At 34.3% G+C, this 18,709-nt stretch carries 17 protein-coding genes; 8 read left to right on the plus strand and 9 right to left on the minus strand.

What is annotated here, in order from left to right:
• Nucleotides 1-594: 594 nt before the first annotated feature.
• Complete coding sequence (locus ASJ81_RS23100; RefSeq protein WP_155396833.1) at nt 595-735, minus strand: hypothetical protein; 141 nt, start codon at nt 733-735, stop codon at nt 595-597.
• A gap of 576 nt (nt 736-1,311) precedes the next feature.
• Here ASJ81_RS23100 and ASJ81_RS20815 point away from each other — a divergent pair.
• From ASJ81_RS20815 to ASJ81_RS20825, 4 genes are all read left to right on the plus strand, one after another.
• Nucleotides 1,312-2,157, plus strand: a complete 846-nt coding sequence (locus tag ASJ81_RS20815) for a sulfide/dihydroorotate dehydrogenase-like FAD/NAD-binding protein (RefSeq protein WP_095646037.1) — start codon at nt 1,312-1,314, stop codon at nt 2,155-2,157.
• A 17-nt stretch (nt 2,158-2,174) separates the two neighbouring features.
• Nucleotides 2,175-3,584: an NADPH-dependent glutamate synthase gene (gene gltA, locus ASJ81_RS20820; RefSeq protein ID WP_095646038.1), complete on the plus strand. Its 1,410-nt coding sequence runs from the start codon at nt 2,175-2,177 to the stop codon at nt 3,582-3,584.
• A gap of 396 nt (nt 3,585-3,980) precedes the next feature.
• Entirely contained in the window at nt 3,981-4,145 is a 165-nt protein-coding gene (locus ASJ81_RS23105; RefSeq protein ID WP_170943434.1) for a hypothetical protein, read from the plus strand.
• Nucleotides 4,146-4,324: 179 nt separating this feature from the next.
• Nucleotides 4,325-5,005 (plus strand): hypothetical protein, encoded by a 681-nt coding sequence (locus ASJ81_RS20825; RefSeq protein ID WP_095646039.1) that lies wholly within the window; start codon nt 4,325-4,327, stop codon nt 5,003-5,005.
• A 434-nt stretch (nt 5,006-5,439) separates the two neighbouring features.
• On the opposite strand, the gene ASJ81_RS20830 is transcribed toward ASJ81_RS20825, so the two are convergent.
• From ASJ81_RS20830 to ASJ81_RS20850, 6 genes are all read right to left on the minus strand, one after another.
• Nucleotides 5,440-6,483 carry a Shedu anti-phage system protein SduA domain-containing protein gene (locus ASJ81_RS20830; RefSeq protein ID WP_095646040.1) on the minus strand — a complete coding sequence of 348 codons (1,044 nt, stop codon included), beginning with the start codon at nt 6,481-6,483 and terminating at the stop codon, nt 5,440-5,442.
• A 580-nt stretch (nt 6,484-7,063) separates the two neighbouring features.
• Nucleotides 7,064-7,525, minus strand: a complete 462-nt coding sequence (locus ASJ81_RS20835) for a lamin tail domain-containing protein (RefSeq protein ID WP_170943435.1) — start codon at nt 7,523-7,525, stop codon at nt 7,064-7,066.
• Between the two features lie 1,076 nt (nt 7,526-8,601).
• Nucleotides 8,602-8,889: a hypothetical protein gene (locus ASJ81_RS23110; protein WP_170943436.1), complete on the minus strand. Its 288-nt coding sequence runs from the start codon at nt 8,887-8,889 to the stop codon at nt 8,602-8,604.
• A gap of 74 nt (nt 8,890-8,963) precedes the next feature.
• On the minus strand, nt 8,964-9,341 hold the full coding sequence (locus ASJ81_RS20845; protein WP_245860399.1) for a GNAT family N-acetyltransferase: 378 nt from the start codon (nt 9,339-9,341) through the stop codon (nt 8,964-8,966).
• A gap of 378 nt (nt 9,342-9,719) precedes the next feature.
• Nucleotides 9,720-9,872 carry a hypothetical protein gene (locus ASJ81_RS23115; RefSeq protein ID WP_170943437.1) on the minus strand — a complete coding sequence of 51 codons (153 nt, stop codon included), beginning with the start codon at nt 9,870-9,872 and terminating at the stop codon, nt 9,720-9,722.
• A 148-nt stretch (nt 9,873-10,020) separates the two neighbouring features.
• Nucleotides 10,021-11,196: a hypothetical protein gene (locus tag ASJ81_RS20850; RefSeq protein WP_095646042.1), complete on the minus strand. Its 1,176-nt coding sequence runs from the start codon at nt 11,194-11,196 to the stop codon at nt 10,021-10,023.
• Between the two features lie 646 nt (nt 11,197-11,842).
• On the opposite strand from ASJ81_RS20850, the gene ASJ81_RS20855 reads away from it, so the two are divergent.
• Nucleotides 11,843-12,094, plus strand: a complete 252-nt coding sequence (locus ASJ81_RS20855; RefSeq protein ID WP_095646043.1) for a hypothetical protein — start codon at nt 11,843-11,845, stop codon at nt 12,092-12,094.
• Between the two features lie 333 nt (nt 12,095-12,427).
• On the opposite strand, the gene ASJ81_RS20860 is transcribed toward ASJ81_RS20855, so the two are convergent.
• Nucleotides 12,428-12,730 (minus strand): cupin domain-containing protein, encoded by a 303-nt coding sequence (locus ASJ81_RS20860; RefSeq protein ID WP_245860400.1) that lies wholly within the window; start codon nt 12,728-12,730, stop codon nt 12,428-12,430.
• A 605-nt stretch (nt 12,731-13,335) separates the two neighbouring features.
• On the opposite strand from ASJ81_RS20860, the gene ASJ81_RS20865 reads away from it, so the two are divergent.
• The 3 genes from ASJ81_RS20865 (at nt 13,336) to ASJ81_RS20880 (ending at nt 18,229) form a co-directional block, all read left to right on the plus strand.
• Nucleotides 13,336-13,692 carry a hypothetical protein gene (locus ASJ81_RS20865; protein WP_245860401.1) on the plus strand — a complete coding sequence of 119 codons (357 nt, stop codon included), beginning with the start codon at nt 13,336-13,338 and terminating at the stop codon, nt 13,690-13,692.
• A gap of 1,492 nt (nt 13,693-15,184) precedes the next feature.
• The gene (locus ASJ81_RS20870) at nt 15,185-15,493 is read left to right on the plus strand and encodes a hypothetical protein (RefSeq protein ID WP_095646045.1); all 309 of its coding nucleotides are present in this window, start codon (nt 15,185-15,187) and stop codon (nt 15,491-15,493) included.
• 2,337 nt (nt 15,494-17,830) lie between these two features.
• Nucleotides 17,831-18,229: an amino acid permease gene (locus tag ASJ81_RS20880; RefSeq protein WP_245860402.1), complete on the plus strand. Its 399-nt coding sequence runs from the start codon at nt 17,831-17,833 to the stop codon at nt 18,227-18,229.
• Nucleotides 18,230-18,231: 2 nt separating this feature from the next.
• On the opposite strand, the gene ASJ81_RS20885 is transcribed toward ASJ81_RS20880, so the two are convergent.
• A partial coding sequence (locus tag ASJ81_RS20885) for an ISAzo13 family transposase (protein WP_141241827.1) occupies nt 18,232-18,709 on the minus strand: 478 nt, incomplete at its 5' end.

Below are 18,709 nucleotides of genomic sequence, written 5' to 3' on the forward strand. Positions count from 1 at the left end.
TAAGCTATTTTGATAAAAGTTTCACTTTAGAAAGTAGCGGAGCGTATTGATTTTAGATAAAATATTCAAAAAAAATATCTAATGAATAAACAAATTCTTTGGCAAAAATGCCAAAGAATTTGTTTTTCAAGATTATTGCAGCTTTTTGAGGTAGTTAGCAGAGAAAATTGTAGGTTTGAGGAAAGAACAATAAGAGAAATCACTAGATTATGGAATTGTGTCTGAAAACTGGTAAATATATTAAAAATCAAAACGTAAAAATGTGAGCAAAAATGCTTAAAAAGGAAGGAAAAGCAAAGGTCCAATAAAAACCTTTATTCGAGGAATTTCCTTTGTTCTTTTTATATAATCTCGAAAATATTCAGAATTCTTTTTATTCTCCATTAAAGATCTTTCGCTCTTCCTCATCGTATTTATCGCAGCTTACGATAGACTTTTTCCTTACCCTTACATCTTTTTCCCGTGACTGGAGATTAAGTATCAGTTTTCTGTACCATAAGCGTTCAATTTTATAAATCTTTTAATCTCTCAGCCTCTTAAATATCCCGGCAAAAAAGCAAAAAGTAAAAAGTAAAGAGTAAAACATAATTAAGATTATTTACAGGTGTCAAGGAGTGATCTTTTTTTGCCACCTCTGGCTTCGGTAGGATGAATCGGATCAACGTCAGCTACTTGTTCTCCTTCTTTTTCCTCTACCTTCTCTCCTTTTGTACCTTCTCTTCTTTCTTCAGGCATTTGTTTAACCCCCATATCTATAAATTTATCTCAGTTGTCTTTTCTTCTTAATTCGCCTGTCAGAATGAAACTATTACAGTTCTCTTTACAATAATCTCGTGAACAAATTTTCCTTCAGGCGAAGGTTTTAAGTTTTCAAGCTCAAATACGGCCATAAATTTGGTTATATATCTGGTTATAGTTCAGACGCATGGCTACAGTTTGTACCGAGTTTGTTTTATCCCTCCTCTCACCAATCAACTTCCTGATTGAGCCTTTCAGGGATTACCCCTTAATTTATTATACTCACTAGATTTATTAAATTATTGCAACAACGGTCAAAAAGTTGAAGAATACTCCGGTTCCTTTTAAAAGGAAAGTGTTGAAAGAGCTGGCACATATAATTCGACAAAAATCATCAAGATAGACAAAATAATTAAAATTATTTGGGAGAATATTTATTCCATTAATCAGTATAAGGAGAACGTCCAGGCGGAAAAGCTCAGGAACACGAAAATCCATATGTAAATCCGCCATATCAAAACTTATCGATTCATTTGTTCAAAGAATTGCTTTTACTCAGGAAAATGTGATCCTATGGCATACAAAATACTGGAAAAGGAAGAAATCGCTCCGTCAGTGCACAGGATGGTAATAGACGCCCCTGACGTTGCAAAGGCTGCAAAAGCCGGACAGTTCATAATCCTCAGAATTAATGAAAAGGGAGAAAGGATTCCCCTTACGATTGCCGATTTTGAAACAGAAAATGGCACGGTAACTGTAATCTTTCAGGAAATGGGCAAGACTACAAAACAGCTTGCAAAGCTTTCTGCAGGCGAATTTCTGGAAGACTTTGTCGGACCTCTTGGCACTCCTTCAGACATCGAGAAACTTGGTACCGTTATCCTTGTAGGTGGAGGAGTAGGAGTTGCTCCGGCTTATCCCCAGGCAAAGGCATATAGTAAAGCGGGCAATAAGGTAATTTCCATTATCGGAGCCCGAAACAAGGATCTTCTTATTCTTGAAGACGAGATGAAGAATGCCAGTTCTGAACTGTACATTGCAACCGATGACGGCTCAAAAGGGCACCACGGGTTTGTGACCGATATAATGAAGCAGATTCTGGACAGTGGAGAGAAGGTTGCAAGAGTTGTGATCATCGGGCCCCCAATAATGATGAAAGTCGGAACCGGAGTAGCTTCTCCATATGACGTTGAAATTCTGGTTAGCCTGAACTCCATTATGGTAGACGGGACTGGGATGTGCGGAGGCTGCAGGGTTACGGTTGACGGAAAAACCAGGTTTACCTGCGTTGACGGGCCTGAATTTAATGCACGAAAAGTCGACTTCGTAGAACTCATGAACAGGCTTGCAATGTACCGCGGTGAAGAGACAAAAGCCGTGGAAAAATACGATGAAGAATGCAGGTGCGGACTGCACTAATAAGGAGGGGATGAAAAATGCAAGAATTAAATGGTGAAAAAACCTCAAAAGTAAAGAAAGAAAGGACCCCTATGCCAGAACAGCCTGCTGAAGAGCGCAGAAAGAACTTTAATGAGGTAGCTCTCGGCTACACGAAAGAAGATGCTCTTGCCGAAGCCTCACGCTGTCTCTCCTGCAAGGAACCGAAATGTGTTGAAGGTTGTCCTGTGAATGTGGATATTCCAGGCTTTATCAAGCTTGTCTGCGAAGAAAATTTCTCAGGGGCGATCGAGAAGATTAAAGGCACAAACACCCTCCCTGCCATCTGCGGCCGCGTCTGCCCCCAGGAAACTCAGTGCGAAGCTCTCTGCGTGCTCGGAAAGAAGGGGCAGCCAGTTGCTATCGGAAGGCTCGAACGCTTCTGCGCCGACTACGAGCGCCAGCAAGGGGTAAAAGTTCCTGAAATTCCGGAGCCTACAGGAAAGAAAGTAGCTGTTGTTGGTTCAGGGCCTGCGGGCCTCACTGCCGCAGCAGACCTTGCAAAACTGGGCCACAAAGTGACAGTTTTTGAGTCCCTCCACAAAGCCGGCGGAGTTTTGAGTTACGGCATTCCCGAGTTCAGGCTGCCAAAGGAAATTGTGCGGCAGGAAGTCGAGTATATTGAGCAGCTCGGGGTTGAGTTCAAGCCCAACTATATAATCGGCAGGATCAAGACCTTAGACGAGCTGTGTGACGAATTCGATGCCATTTTCCTGGGCACGGGCGCAGGTCTCCCGAGCTTTATGGGAATTCCGGGCGAAAACTTCAACGGCGTTTACTCTGCAAACGAGTTCCTGACCCGTGTGAACCTTATGAAAGCCTATGACTCTGAATATGATACCAGAGTCAGGCTGGGAAAACACGTTGTGGTAGTAGGAGGCGGAAACGTGGCAATGGACGCCGCTCGCTCAGCCCTCCGTCTTGGCGCTGAAGAAGTCAGCATAGTCTACCGCCGTGGGGAAGACGAGATGCCGGCCCGCAGGGAAGAAATCGAGCACGCAAAAGAAGAAGGCATAACCTTCAGGCTCCTTACAAACCCTGTCCGCATCCTTGGCGACGAGAAGTTCAATGCTACTGCAGTCGAATGCATTAAAATGGAACTCGGCGAGCCTGACAAATCCGGCAGAAGAAGCCCTGTCCCTGTAGAAGGTTCGGAATTCACGATTCCTGCCGACGTTGTGGTTATCGCCATAGGTACATCCCCGAACCCCATTATCTTCAAGGGCTCGGAAGGACTTGATCAGAATAAAAGAGGCACTGTTGTCGCAGACGAAGAAACCGGTGCAACCTCCAAGTGCGGAGTCTTTGCAGGCGGAGATGTTGTTACAGGTGCAGCAACCGTTATCAGCGCAATGGGTGCTGGCAAGAAAGCGGCAAAGGCAATTGACGAGTATTTAAAAGAGCAGTGAAACCAGAATATTCTGGTTTCTTTTTGGGTTTAAAAACCATAAAATCGTATTTTCATATATTTTTAGACCCCTTGAAAAATGATTAGTTTTTTAAGGGGTATTAAACAGCATTTGTCCAATTAAATATAGTTTCAACCCTTTTTCCATTAAAGTACATTCATTAAAGGATTTATTTGCTGTTTAAGGGATTTAGATACTTTAATTGGTAAATTAAACTCTGTTTTTTCCTCACATTTAACATTGAATTTTGTATGGATGAAAATGGGATCAGATGCCTTATTTATAAATAAAATAATTTGTAAAGGAATAAAGTATTTATCTTGCTCTCTTTTTGATTTAAAAGAGTATTATAGATTATTTATTTAAAAAATTGATTTTATAATATAGGGCAGAGTATTGGAAGATTCTATATATGTTTTGATTTTATTTAAATTCATGAAACCTGATAATAGTATAAATAAATATGATCCTGAATATGAAGAGATTTTGAAGGAATTAGGAAAAACAATGCTTCATCCTACATTCGGCAGCAAGCACATTCCAACATCTAAATATTCTTAATTGTTATTTTTTGTAGGTTAAGTTAAAAAACAGCATCTTGCGGATTATCTATCTAGCATGATTTGTCTTTTATCTCATATATTATAAATATATATTAATTATGTTATGGTTAACATTTAGTAATTTTTGATTTAAATTAAATATCAAAAGTTCTAAAAAAAACGATATCAATAGAAAAATTGAATGGATTTTTATGTCGACCTGCCGAAAGCAGGCTTCATAATATATTAGTTTCTAATGATCTTGTTGATTTATATTTAAAAGATCCTAGTCAGGCAATTGTTAAAATTAAAGAGTTAATTGATATTGACAAGTATTCTGATTCTTTTTATAATGAATATGTATATATTGTTGATGATTTTATTGATATAAAAGAACGTGTTACAAAAAAATTGAATCGTTTGGATGAGGATCAGTTTGATAAAGATGAGCTATTAATGATTTTGTTTTATGCAGTTTCATCTTTTGAAAGTATGGTTAATTTGTTTTTGTTTTGTGAACTAGATTTAAAAGGTTTTTCTAAAACAGAGATTAAAGATATTTTAAGGATAGATATGGATGATAAATTAGGTTGGTTACTAAAGTTGATCTGTGGATTTAAATATACTGAAAATAAAAATTGGACATTACTAAGCAGATTTGTTAAAACTAGAAATTTTTTTATTCACTTTAAACCTGTTACGTGGGCACAAGAGGATATGCACATTAGTTTGCTAGACAAGGAGTCAATTAGTGAATTTATCGATGTTGCTTATGAATGTTACTTATTTTTAATAGATCATCACTCAGTAAAATACAAAGAAAATATTAAAAAATTCGAACAACTTAAAGAGTTTGAATTGAATTTTAAAAAAGTGTAATATTTTGGTCGTGCACTATTAGTTAGTTGATGTTATTTCCAAAATACTTTTAGTGGCGCATCATATCTTTTTTGCAGTTAAGTAAGGTTAATAGCATGCTTGATGTATGAAACATGAAGCATTTATAACACTGGAAAATTAATCATGAAAACATCAACCGCGTAATGATGTACGACCAATATTTTAGATATTTTATTTTTTCCGAAAACATATTTTTGTATAACCTATACATTTTGTTCACATATCTGTGAATAGTAACGAAGAAATTTAGAACAGCAGTATAGATAGTCACTCCTGTAATTGTTGCAACAAAAAACTTTATTGTCTTCATTAGGCAGTTGCATTATTAGCCTCGTGACTAGAGAAAAAGGAAAGCACAACAATGATGCATATGTTTTAACTTACGTGTATAACCAATTTTATCTTGAATCATGTCAAATATTAGGATTTAATTTCATTTGTTTTAAAATGTCGACTGTGTATTTACCATATGCAATTAAATCATTGTATGTATAGATTTTTATTGCAGAATTCATCTTTTCCTTTTTTCTAAGAGCTTCTCGTTGACTTGAACTTAAATCATATCCAATGATAAGTATACAACTTGGATTTTCAAATTTCAACCCTTTGTTTCGATCTAAATAATCTTTATTTTCTTTTACATAAAGCAGATATCTCTCTACTTGATTCCAAGAGTCATTAAATTCAGAAGTATAACCTCCATCTTGACGGAATAAATTTATAAACGGTTGTTTTATTTCGATAATATCTCTATAGTCATCATGAGTACGAATACCATTAAAATCAGGTATATTCTCATTGTCAAATATTGGATGGGGTTGTATTGTTTTATATTGTAAACCAAGTATCCACGGATATTTTTCAATCCACTCTTGATACTTTGATTCACTTTTTTCATGATCCTTTAACATTTTTTCAAGTTCATAGATTGGCATCTCTAAACTGGATAGATTTTTAATACGTTTCTTTTCTAATTCTCTAGATAGAGTATTTGCCTCATCGATGGAGATAAATTTGAGATCATCTTTTTCAAAAATTTCTCCAACTCTACTATCACGATTAGAAAGTGCATATCTTACCTCGCCATTGATATATAATCCAATATAGCCTGCAAAAAGTTCTTCTCCTTCCAAAAACATAACACCGTCATCATACCATTGTGTGTGATTTGGGGACACAAATACTTTTTTTCCGCTTTCACCATAACCTCTAAAGCTATAATTTTGTGTAATTGCATGCCTAATATATGCTAAAAGTTGAGATCTATTTTTATTTGTAAGCAGAAAATCCTGTATGTTTGAATGCTTATGTACATTATCAGGATTAAGTATTGACAACAAAAGAGAATCTACTCTTTCAAATACTCCATCATCAAATTCTTTGTCGGGAAGTTCTTTAAATATTTCCTCTAGCTCACATATTAAACGAATGCCTATATCCTTTTTTGATTCAACCATAGTGCTTTCCTCAAAAGACTAATAATTAAAATTATTTAATATAAGCTATCATGCATAGGTTTTAATGTAAAACTATGTATTCTCGATGAGTTTTAAGGGGGATTTGGGTGAAATTTGGTAAATCCAAGGACAAAATGCAGAATTTTTGAGAAAAACTATGTTTATAAGACACAGTATTTTTCCCTTAAAAACAACTGAGTTTTTTAGGATATTCAAGCTTTCAGCTATCAAAATAAATCCTATCAAGGAAAAAGGCAGTAGTTTCTGAAAGTTACTGTATTATAAACTATTGAATAGATGATCGGAAAGCTCAGGTCCAGGTCCTTTATAACCAGCTGCACACCAAAAACGAGCAAATCAAAAAGCTCAACGAGAATATGCGTAAACAGGCGGTTCACATCCAAACGTTAATTCCGGAGAACAGCCGACTTAATCTCAAGCTATTTCCGGAAACTATGGAAAGAAAAAAGCCTTATGAAAATTTCGATAAATTTATTTTTCAGATAAATCTGTAGATATCCAACAGACATCGTTTTTACAGACATCATTTTACCAATAATAAAAAGAAATGAGATAATTCTCATTTCACTTTTACTGTTTTTGAAGAAACTAATTTTCCTTGAGCATTATACAAATATGCTGTATCTCCTTCGTTATTCCATACATGTGCTACTCTTCCCCAATACAGCTTAGTTGCAGTGTTTTTACCCTTTCCAGTGTAAAGAGTCACTGTAGACTTAGCTTTCAAGGTATAAGAAGAAGAGAATTTATAGGTATGTTTAGCGCCTTTGTCTGTGATTTTCCAACCTTTCATGCTTACTGCTTTTGTTCCTTTATTTGTAATTTTAACATACTCTTGATTTGCAGTTTCCTTAGGAGCACCAACATCCAAAGCACTGATATAAACTGTGTTGGAGGTTGAACTACTTGTTTGAGATGTAGCACCTAACGCAAAAGGGACGGTTCCCAAGATTAAACATATAGCTACAAAGATAGCAACTGTTCGGTTTTTTATCATTGAATCACCCATTGTATCAATCACTGTTTAACATCTTATACAGCTTAACTCTTTTGATTTATCGATGTACTATAATAAATAAAACTGTTATATAGATATACAGAGCACATATTTTTTATGTTACTCAGTTGTTTATTGGGAAAAAATTACTGCATTTTTGAGTTTTTCCTGGATTCCTTTCTCATTGCATTTTTGTGTTTCCATTAAAAGTAAAAACGCTATCATTCTAAGCCACTTTAGAGGCATTTTTAAAATAAGATGTAAAAAGACACATTCTAAAAGTCAAACAGTGAGCCTAAGAATACGACCATGTTTTGAATCGATAACAGAAAAAATGTTATTTTTTTGAAGATATCTGCGGAAGGTCAGTTCCAAGATCCTCTTAATCTCTTCTTTTTTAAAAATTGTAATGCATATTGTTTAATCTGTATCAATATACAGGTTAACTAAAACGCTAACGGGTACAGTAACTGTAATATTAAAAAAGAGTAATATTAATAAAATTTTAATATATAATTATTAAATGTAATAAAGTATATAATATAGAAAGTGTATATTATTATTAAAGCTCATCTTATTTGAGAAGAGCTTTAAAAACGATACCAACCAATATTAAAAGGAAACCCCACATGGTACCAAAAACGAGAGGTTTGGTACTAGCTATTTAGGAACATTAAAAAACAGTTGTATTAGCGCAAAAAGAGAAGGGAATAATATCCCTTCTCCAAACTTGTATACTAAAGGATGAAGAACAACTATTTCTTATACAGGTGGATCTGTATTCCGGGATTTTGATTCAGAAAAAGTTTTTCCGTGCATCTTTTAGTAATATTTCTATACCTTTTAGTAATATTTCTTTATATTAAATGAAACAGTATATATAAGTTTGGTTTTGTGTTTGATCTTACAAACTGTTTTGAAGGACACTTAATCATCTGTCTCCAAGTAACCGGGCAGACAGTAGAAACATATCAAGCCATTAGAGTGATGTGGCCTCACTTAACTTGGTTTTGAAAATTGATGAGAAACCTGAAAACCACAAGTGATAAGATGCATAAAAGTTAATTAGAGATTTTCCAGCACTACTTTCAGAAGTATAATTATTCGATGAAATCGAAAAAAGGAAAGTTTTTGAATAACTTTGCCTGAGGTAAACTTTTCCATCCATGAATAGGCAAAACCTCCAAATGCGGAGTTTTTGCAGACGGAGATGTTGTTACAGGTGCAGCAACCGTTATCAGCGCAATGGGTGCTGGTAAGAAAGCGGCAAAGGCAATTGATGAGTATTTGAAAGAACAGTGAAACCAGATTTTTCTGGTTTCTTTTTTAATTGAGCTGATCCCAAAACTAAAAATTGCTTCTCTGAATCCTGTATTTCGAATGATCACTCAAGTTTCTGATCATGACAACAATCCTGAAAATTCTTGATGATTAAGAACTAAATGGCTTTTGGGATAGGCTCTCAGGATAAAAAAGAATCATTAGAGTCAAAACTTCCACTTTCGGCAATTATAGGCTGTATGTTAAGATACATAGGAACAAATTCGCGATCTTTATATTTTTCTACAAGTTTAAACTCATTTTTTTGATAGAAGCTTATTGATTCTTTTTTTGAATCAACTAGGATGTATCTACATCCTATATTTTCACAAACTGATAAGGTTTTGCCTATTGCTGCTAGTAATAGATATGTTCCTATTTCTTTTCGTTCAAATCTGGAATCAACTGCCAATCTTGCAATTTTAACGCCAGGATATTTACGGTATTCATAATGCTCAAGCCCATCTATTACGGCTTTAGCTTCAATTGTATCTGCAATAAGAGTAAAAAATCCTACCAATTTTCTTTATTCCAAAAGCACAAACGAGTTCGACTAATCATATTATTCTGATCAATCAACGCATCGTTTTTAAGAAAATCATTTAATTCCTGACTCAAGCAACTAAAAGAAGAAAGATTATGAGTTTTATTAAGTGGTATTGTCCGAAGCTCGGAATCTAGAATTATAGAGTTCAAGCTTAAGACCTATTTTGCTCATTTATTTTCTTTGCACGCTTGAGACTCAGTACCAAAACCTAGTGATGAATTTAAATTTCAAAACCACTAGGTTTTGTAATTAGTCATAATCCTTGTGACATAACTTAAAAATTGAAGTCTTTAGATGTCGAATATTGATTTTGATGATAACTGGACTCTTCTTGCTAACTCAGGTCTTCAATTAAAAAATACGAAAATCACTGGATTTTGGAACAGAGTCACGCTTGAACATTTCAACGAGTTTCTTTGAAACTATAGGGTTTCTTTCGTTCCTGAAAAACTCCTTTGCGTCTTCTCCTTCAAGAACAAGCCCCAATTCTATAGGTTTTGCCATGGTAATTATCTTCCTTTTGTGTGATTGAATTATCTGTTTTAAGATTATATATTATTATCGTGAAATGTTTTTTGCAATGTTTTAATTTTTCAGTAAAAATGATAGTGTAATAAAAATTCTGTAAATTCACTTTGCACCGTGTGGGATCTTATCCTGGGAGCTCCTCCAAATAGACGTCCAGAAAGCTCTCTACAAGCCTATAGTTTTCTTGCCCGCAGTATCCAATGGAGAGTGTAATCTCCTCATTGTAAGTACAAACTCCTAGCATAAATCCAGGTGGATACATGATAGGGCTTGTAATATATCCTTTTACTGTAAGCAACCCTCCAAAGTTATATTCCTTCAAGATCCCAAAATTTGAGAGCAGTGGATACGTTAAGTTGTGTTTCCTCATTAGCGCACCTGACTCTATTATCCACTTCTCCATAACAGGATAACCTTGCTTGTACTTGTATTCCAGTCCTTTTGAGCTCTCGATTCCTGGGTAATTATCTTTCAATTTTCTCATAAAAAAGACAATTCTTTCAAGGGTTTTCTCAAATACTTCTCCCTGTATTCTTTCAACGCCAAGATACAGTGCTCCTGAAAGATTGCATATTGCTTCCGCTTCATTATCCAGGTAATATCTTCGCAGGTCTATGGACACCTGGATAGTCATGGGTACTTTATACTCTGTATTGTTTATCTCAAAAAGCGTCCTATATAATGCAGTCAGGAGCAGGTCGTTTATAGTTGCTTTCTTATCGTGGGCATACTTTTTAATTGTAATGAATCGCTCCTTCGGGATATGCCTGATGGAACGCATTGGTGAAACTCCGTCTTTTTGAGGGAGCGTCCAGGTTGGTCTTGGACCACCTTTTGGTTCGATACTACTAAACTCTTTTATATGCTTAAAGACCTGACTTTGGTCCCTTCTACCGCATAAATTCGGACTAACGGAATATCTCGGATCTTCACATAGCCTACTGTATACGTCAGACAATATCGATACATATTCCTTAAGCCCGCCGGCATCACAGGCAGAGTGATTTACTTTGATGCAGACTGTATCCGCCTCTTTCTCTCTGAAGATTCTTGATACTATCAGGGGATCCGTATCTGCATGCAAAGCCTCGTTAACAAACGTCATTATTCCCTGTTCCGGGGATGGGGTTTCAATCACGGAGCATATCATTATCTTTTCCAGATCATCTCTGCGTCCCCAATAAGGGTTGCTGCAGTTCTCGACAAACCTGGAGCCCAGCACAGGTTCCTGGTCTAACGTCAGACGCAGCGCTTTGGCAAAGGAAGTCTCATCAACTTTCCCGCTTAACTTTAGAACCATGCAAAGTTGCTGATCTGCGAACACCTTGCTTGAGACATAATTAAACGCATCCTGTGCTGTTAAGTTGAATATCTTTGGGATGTTCATATGATTCGTTCCAAAATCTAGTAATGAGAGTAGAAAATCATTACACAAGTTTATATTTTTACAACTATTTAATTACGCGGCAGTGTGCTGCTTTTTCTGTAAAATTAGAAATCTTATAAAATTTGTGGTTTGAGAATCCAATAGCAAGAAAACTAAGTTTTGCTTAGTATATAAAAATTTGACTTTGAATTTACAGAGAATTCGGCACACTGCCTTTTGGATTAGCTTACTATAATATTATTATATTTTTTTGAATTAATTTATTTTGTTTACCGAAATCCCGGAAATAATCTTAAATTCGCTTTTTTGTGTTCAATTTGTGAATTAATTGGTCATCCGTTAGTAGACGGTTGATATTTTATGTTTGATTTTTTGCTCAATTACATCTGTTTTCTAAGCTTACCTGTGTACAGTAAATTAAGTGTACACAAAGTAGAAAATGAGAGCGAAAAACAAACGTGTAAGTAATCTTGGAAATATCAACTGATCATTAAGGGATCATCCAAAAACTGACGGATATATAAATTATGATTCTAAACTTGAAGAAAAATTTAAAAATATGGAAACAGACTTAAGGTCTAAATTAAAAGAAGCAAGAAAAGAAAGAAAACAATTCTCAGTGGGGACTATTCCTTCTGCCTTGCATCAGTTTAGTAACACTGATTCGGACTCAAATCAGCCTAACAATGTTGAACTTGATTCAAATCGTCCTAAAAATGTTGAGTTTGAATTAAATCGGCCTAACAATGTTGAATTTGACTTAAATCAGTCTATGAACAGCGGTTTCGAATTTTTTGGCTATGGCTTCTGACTTTTTACTAACCTTAAACGTCATTGTAACTTTTCTGTTTTTAGACTGGGTAGACGACATTACAGCAATAATGAACAGAGACAATGTTGAAAATTTTTACAACAACCATAATTGAAGTTCAGAATAGTCGACTAATGGGTTCGCCAGCAAAATTTACTAAGAAAAGTAGAAACAAAATACAGCTACAAAAAATGAATTAGTTACAAAAAATGAATTAGTTACAAAAAATGAATTAGTTACAAAAAAGAAAGGTAGAAGAGTTTTATAAAAAAATACTCTTATGATATGACATGACCCTGGCAGGAATAAAATTTTATTCCGGCTACTTAGATCTTATTCCGTAGTTACTCCATCGAATTCAGCTTCATTGGCTTCGGCTTCTTCTTTCGTCGCACGCACGATTCCATCCTTGTGGTGCGCCGGTGAATAGATTGTATAGAGTTTCAGTTCCTCTGTTTCCGAGGTATTGATGACATTGTGCTGCGCGCCAGATGGCACAATCACAGCAACGCCGTCACTTAGCTCATATTCATTACCGTCAATTATGCACTTCCCCTTCCCCTGTTCAAAGCGGAAAAACTGGTCATTTTCCTCATGCACTTCCATTCCGATCTCTTCCCCGGGCTTGAGACTCATAAGTACCAGCTGGCTGTGCTTTGCGGTATACAGTACCTTGCGGAAATTGCCATTTTCCAAAGTGGCTTCTTCAATATTTATAGAAAATCCTTTCATATATTTTCATTTATTGTTATTTGTATATAAGATTATTTGAGAACAAGATATACCAAATATCCACCTTGAAAAAGATTGAAAATGTTAACTAGCTAATTTTAACCTAAATTATGAATTTATGTTCCTGAACATGGTTCATTAAGACAGATATTAAAACAAATAATCGGCTTCGGAACTTAAGTAAAAGTGTATAAGTAAAAGTGTATAATACTAAGTGAAAGAGAACTAAAGATCAGAATATAACAGTCTCTAATTTTATCTCAAAAAATTAATATACATGTAAACACTATTTTTTATATATCTCACTTTATTTTAATGCCTTGAGTTTTTATTATGCAAAGTGTGAAAAGCGCTTGATTTGATTTTTTAATGATAACTAATATTCATAACTCATAATTTAAACTTATAATTTAAATTTATAGTTTTATAAATTATAAATTTGAAACTCTTGTGTCTGCAACCTAAAAAGATTGCACAAATCAAAATCTTTAAAAAAGGAAGCAAGGATTTTGGAAACTCAAAAAATGAAAGATCTCATAAGGAAATTTAATGTCTGTATTGAAAGGAGTAAAGACCATCAGGCTTATTCGGACTTTAAAGAAGGAGTTAATAAAGGCCTGGATATAGCCAAATACACTTTCGAGGATAATCTGGAAAAACTCCCTCTTTCCGACTTGGAAGAAGATCCGGCTGAAAAGATAAGAAGCCTGAAGAATAATTTTAACCAGCTTTTAGGCGGCATTTCCATATCAAAAAAGCCGAACTGCTCGGAGCAGCGCCTGGACGGCGTGTATACCGGATTCGAGAAATCTAAAAGAATATTTAAAGATTTCATAACCGAATCATTTTTCCCGGAGAACACATGAAAATAATATTACTTTAATTTTATTACTTTAATTAAGTTCAGGAGCTCTAGGAGCTCTATATCTTTGAGGAAATTAAAAGTTCCATTTCTTTTTTATTAAATTTAAAACCTCAATTTCTTTGTTGTTAAGTTTAAAACCTTTATTTGCTTTTATTGAGCTTTAGACTTCTATTTCTTTTTTATTAAAATTTAAACCTATATTTTTATTAGCTTAAAATTCTTATATTATAATTGGACATAAAAACGCTGATTTTTAAGACTATTACTGCATTTTTAACCTCAGCACTGAAATATACAAAAAAAGAATAAATGTGGGATTATTGATAGACAGAGACCATACAGAAAGCAGAGAAAGTGATAGCACGCTGACCAGAAAACTCAGTAATTGGTGAAGGCAAACAGTCCATGATAAGAGAAGAAACTGAACTTAGGGAGGAACTCGAGTAGAAAGAATATGGAACTTTGAACTCGCGCTCGATTAGCCAGAGCGGCGGTTTATTGCAGATGGAAGACATTACACTCACCGTCGCCTGCTAACACAAGACGAGAAAGCCGAGATTAAGATTCTCAGAAGATAATTATCTGCAGAAACTGCCTCCTGCCGGAAAGAGAAAAATAATCCGACAAAGTTAGAAGATTCGAGAGCAGAAACCATTAATTCGAAACTAAAACAGTTTTTTTCTTAACTGTCTCGGCTGGCGGTGCAATTGTTAAAATAGGTTTAAAATTCTGGCTCTTCGTTGTTTTGTGTGGATATTCTCATAATATTCTCATAAAAACCAATGCGGTCTTGAATTGAAAATCATCTTATCCATAGGAAATGACGAAGAGCCAAAATTCTTAAAGATCGAAACGTACCGAAAATGTTAAAAAGGATGTTACATAATCGGTTTTTAATAACATATGAAGGCAAATAGGAGCAACTAAAACGTCACCAATTGAAATACAAACCTCAGTATGTGCATTGTTGTTTATGTCTATCTGTGTAGCAACTTTGTTCTTCAGCTGTAAGCTTTTTGCTTGGAGACATTCAAATTATAACAAAGTTAATAAATTTATGAAACTAATAAAGTATAATAAAGTATAAGAAAGAAATAAAATAGAATTTTTTATGTTTTATAGCTGGTTTTATCCAGTTTTAATTCTTACCATTTTTTCATTTTCTTTACTATTTCATCCTCTGCATCCTGTCTATTTTACTTTTATATTATATCCGAGTTTGCGTTTCGGCCAGATTTAAAAGTTATTCAGAAAATTCAACAGTTGAACTTCCTGTTTACAAACACTGTCCATAAAAAAAGAGATAGAAATTGTTTTGGAGAAGTATAGAGGATAATTGTTAGAGTTGGAGAGAAAAAACAATTATAGAAAATATTGAAAGGTAGACAAAATGGATATATAAAATGGATATATAAAATGGATATAAAATGAATTATATAATTTTCTACGCACAATAGACAAATATGAGTTTTTTTCATTCAGAGGGGGAAATTATGAACCAGAAAGAAGACAAAACAATGTTCGGCGTCTGTCCGAACTGCGGAAAGCCATTCAGGATAGAATCTACAGGCGGTGAGGAAGAATGGCGTTATTGTGCAGAGGTTTGCATAAACCCCGCAGCAATACCAACAGGAGCAAGGCTGCAGCCCGATCAGGCTACATTGCGCTACATAGACGGAAATATGAATGAATATATGAGAGACGAATATGTGAAGATTCACGGTATTGATCCTCTGCCCATCTGGAGAGCAATGGAGAAATGGCGTGAAGAGCAGATAAGTAAGTGGAAAGTGAAAACTTAATATATCAACTTGAATTCTTTATTTTTGTTTCAGATTACTCATTTTACATCCACTTTATATTTTATCTTCTTATTACATTTATCTTCTTATTACATTTTAGATTCTTATTACATTTTAGATTCTTATTACATTTTAGATTCTTATTACATTTTAGATTCTTATTACATTTATCTTCTCTTTACTTTTAGTATTACCTTTTTACTTTTATTATTAGATTTTTAGACTCTGTTCCAAAATCCAGTGATTTTTGCATTTTTGATAGAAAATCTGAATTAGCAAGAAGAATCCAGTTTTTATCAAAATCAATATTCGCTATCTAAAGACTTGAATCATTAAGTTGTATTACACGGATGGTGACCATTTACAAAATCTAGTGATTTTGAATTTTACATCCATCACTAGATTTTGGTACTGAGTCGATTTTTACTTCATTTTATTTTTTTACTTTTATTATCGTTCTTTATTTTTTGTTAGTGATTCTTTATTTTTATTACTGTTTTTTATTTTTATTATCTTTCCAATTTTCTGACTCTGTTCCAAAATCCAGTGATTTTTGCATTTTTGATAGAAAATCTGAATTAGCAAGAAGAATCCAGTTTTTATCAAAATCAATATTCGCTATCTAAAGACTTGAATCATTAAGTTGTATTACACGGATGGTGACCATTTACAAAATCTAGTGATTTTGAATTTTACATCCATCACTAGATTTTGGTACTGAGTCAATTTTCTAGAAAAATTAAATTAATTACTTGAGTCATTAAGTACCTGAACCCTAACAATTCTCATCTGACAAAATAAACTGAAGAAATAAAACGAATTGTAAAAATTAGCTATGGAATAGAGATTTTAAGATGATCTCAATAAGTATTACTGGCGAGAGAGAGCAAAAATATATAAAAATATATCAGTTAATTATCTTGAAACAAGATTAATTATAGAAAGGGTTAAAACTTATTTCTACTGGCATAAACAGCTTTTTTCATTTTTAAAATAGAGAAAGAGGGTAAATTGGAGGAATAAAAAGCAAAACATACAGTCCGAATATTCAGTAAGCTAATTGAGAGAAATAAAGATAGACGATCTTATTCAGACTATAAAGAAGGAGTAAATCAGGGGCTTGAAATCGACAAGGATGTTTTTTAAGAGAATGCAGAAAAATTTGTTAATTTAAATTCAAATGACTCAAAAGAAGATCAGAATGCAAAGATAAAGAGCTTACAGAACAAATTTGATCTCCTTCTAGACACAGTTGTCGTCGAAAAACCACGTTATGCCAGAGGCCACTTGGATGGAATAAATGAAGGAGTTGAAAAATCTAGAAAACTATTTGTAGAGTTTATAAAAGGTTTTTTAGACGGGCCGAGCATAAAAATACTATTTTTTAGAAACAAACACTTTTAATATTATTTATTGTCGTTTAAAGTTACTCCTCTTATTTCTAACAGTTCAGATAATCTATTTAATGCATATTTTTTTTCGTTTATCGTAATCTGTAATTTGTTAACTTCGGCTTCTAACTGCGCGATCTCAATTTTTAACTGTAGTACTTGCTCTTTAATAAGATCATTACTTTGCATTATATCCGCCCAATAACTATATGTGAACCCCTTAACTAAACCGATATCGCTTATGTGAAGAGTATATGTATAAGTCGATACTATGCGTAAATAAATGCTACGTGTAAATCAATGCTATATATAGATCAATGTTATGTATAAATCAATACGTTTTCATTTTTTAGATATTTACATAATTATACTTACCACTGATAACGTACAAACTGTCATTATTGGTTTCTTTGCCTGCGAGTAGTACAATTCAAAAGTCTTTGTAGATAATATAAAACAGATGACTCTCTGGACAGAAGCTAAGACAATCTTCCACCACTTTCCGCACTCCAATTATATTCGATATTCTTTACTCCTTTTAATACTACTATTAACGATATGCATTGACTGCAGGCTAAGAAATATGCCTTTTAACGGATAGATATATGTACTATTCGAAAGCAAAATTCACTAAAATATGAATAAGACACCTTAATCAAGAGCAGGCTGCATCATTTATTAAAAATAATTAAAAAGAAAGTTATTAAGAAGACATTGAAGCCGTTCAACTAAAAAGACATTGAAACCGTACTGCAAAGAAAAACACTTATTTCGAGATTATTATTCAAAAGGCAGATCCAGTGCAATAGGGACTTGTAAAACCCTGCTGCTTGCTGACGTATGATGGTGAAATCTACGTCCAGTATTGTCAAAGTAAAAGTAATCTGAAGATTTAAACAAAGATGGATTTACCGGTTTGAAAGCCCTGTAACAGACGGAGTAAAAAATGGCATCGGTTGAAACGACTGAGAGGTTGGGATGTAACCTTGGTTTTATCTCAACTTTCGCAATTGGCACCGGCACTATGATTGGAGCCGGGATATTTGTTCTTCCTGGAATTGCTTTAGCAGATGCGGGCTCCGGAGCAATAATTTCTTTTCTGTTTGGTGGGCTTATTTCAATAGCCACAGCCATCAGCATGTCAGAACTTGCAACCGGAATGCCTCTGGCAGGCGGCAGCTATTACTATATCAGCAGAACGATGGGAGCTGCGCTTGGTGCAGTAATAGGTCTTGGCTCCTGGCTGGCCTTAATCTTCAAGGGCACATTTGCGCTCATCGGTCTTGCAGAATACTCTCAAATCTTCTACCCTCTACCTCTATACTTAGGAATGATTCAAATATAACTTCAATTTTTTACCTGTGGAATTGCTCTATAATTCCATTTTCCCAAATAATCATCGAAGACAATTTTCATATTTTTCTTGAAGTTTTCACTTACTTTTCTTGCCGTTGCATAAACTTTATCCTTGATAGTCGAAAACACTTTCAATCCTTTTGATGTAGAAGTCTTATCAATAAGGTTTTTAACCACATCAAGACTGCTGAAAACGGCACCTTTACATGCAGACGTTACATGGCAGAATAACCTATGTTCAATCGGATTATATTTTGAAGTGTATGGCGGATAATGAGCCATTCGAATTTCAATTCCAATTTCATTTACCAGCTTTTGTAAGTCTTCCTTGAAAATATAATGTCTACTTGAATTGCTTCCACCACCATCTGCAAAAACTAAAATGCTATTTGGATTAAGGTAATTTTCCTTGCCGTAATTTTCCCACCAGTATTTAATGCAGTCACAACAAAATTCGCTCGTATCCTTA

It is taken from the genome of Methanosarcina spelaei (assembly GCF_002287235.1).
GTDB lineage: Archaea > Halobacteriota > Methanosarcinia > Methanosarcinales > Methanosarcinaceae > Methanosarcina > Methanosarcina spelaei.

Excerpts from the sequence above, each read along its gene's own strand:
- ASJ81_RS20860 (WP_245860400.1), bottom strand. The coding sequence starts at position 12,730 with ATGAGTCTCAAGCCCGGGGAAGAGATCGGAATGGAAGTGCATGAGGAA.
- ASJ81_RS20870 (WP_095646045.1), top strand. The coding sequence starts at position 15,185 with ATGAACCAGAAAGAAGACAAAACAATGTTCGGCGTCTGTCCGAACTGC.
- ASJ81_RS20850 (WP_095646042.1), bottom strand. The coding sequence starts at position 11,196 with ATGGTTCTAAAGTTAAGCGGGAAAGTTGATGAGACTTCCTTTGCCAAA.
- ASJ81_RS20815 (WP_095646037.1), top strand. The coding sequence starts at position 1,312 with ATGGCATACAAAATACTGGAAAAGGAAGAAATCGCTCCGTCAGTGCAC.
- ASJ81_RS20880 (WP_245860402.1), top strand. The coding sequence starts at position 17,831 with ATGGCATCGGTTGAAACGACTGAGAGGTTGGGATGTAACCTTGGTTTT.
- ASJ81_RS23100 (WP_155396833.1), bottom strand. The coding sequence starts at position 735 with ATGCCTGAAGAAAGAAGAGAAGGTACAAAAGGAGAGAAGGTAGAGGAA.
- ASJ81_RS20830 (WP_095646040.1), bottom strand. The coding sequence starts at position 6,483 with ATGGTTGAATCAAAAAAGGATATAGGCATTCGTTTAATATGTGAGCTA.
- gltA (WP_095646038.1), top strand. The coding sequence starts at position 2,175 with ATGCAAGAATTAAATGGTGAAAAAACCTCAAAAGTAAAGAAAGAAAGG.
- ASJ81_RS23115 (WP_170943437.1), bottom strand. The coding sequence starts at position 9,872 with ATGGCAAAACCTATAGAATTGGGGCTTGTTCTTGAAGGAGAAGACGCA.
- ASJ81_RS20855 (WP_095646043.1), top strand. The coding sequence starts at position 11,843 with ATGGAAACAGACTTAAGGTCTAAATTAAAAGAAGCAAGAAAAGAAAGA.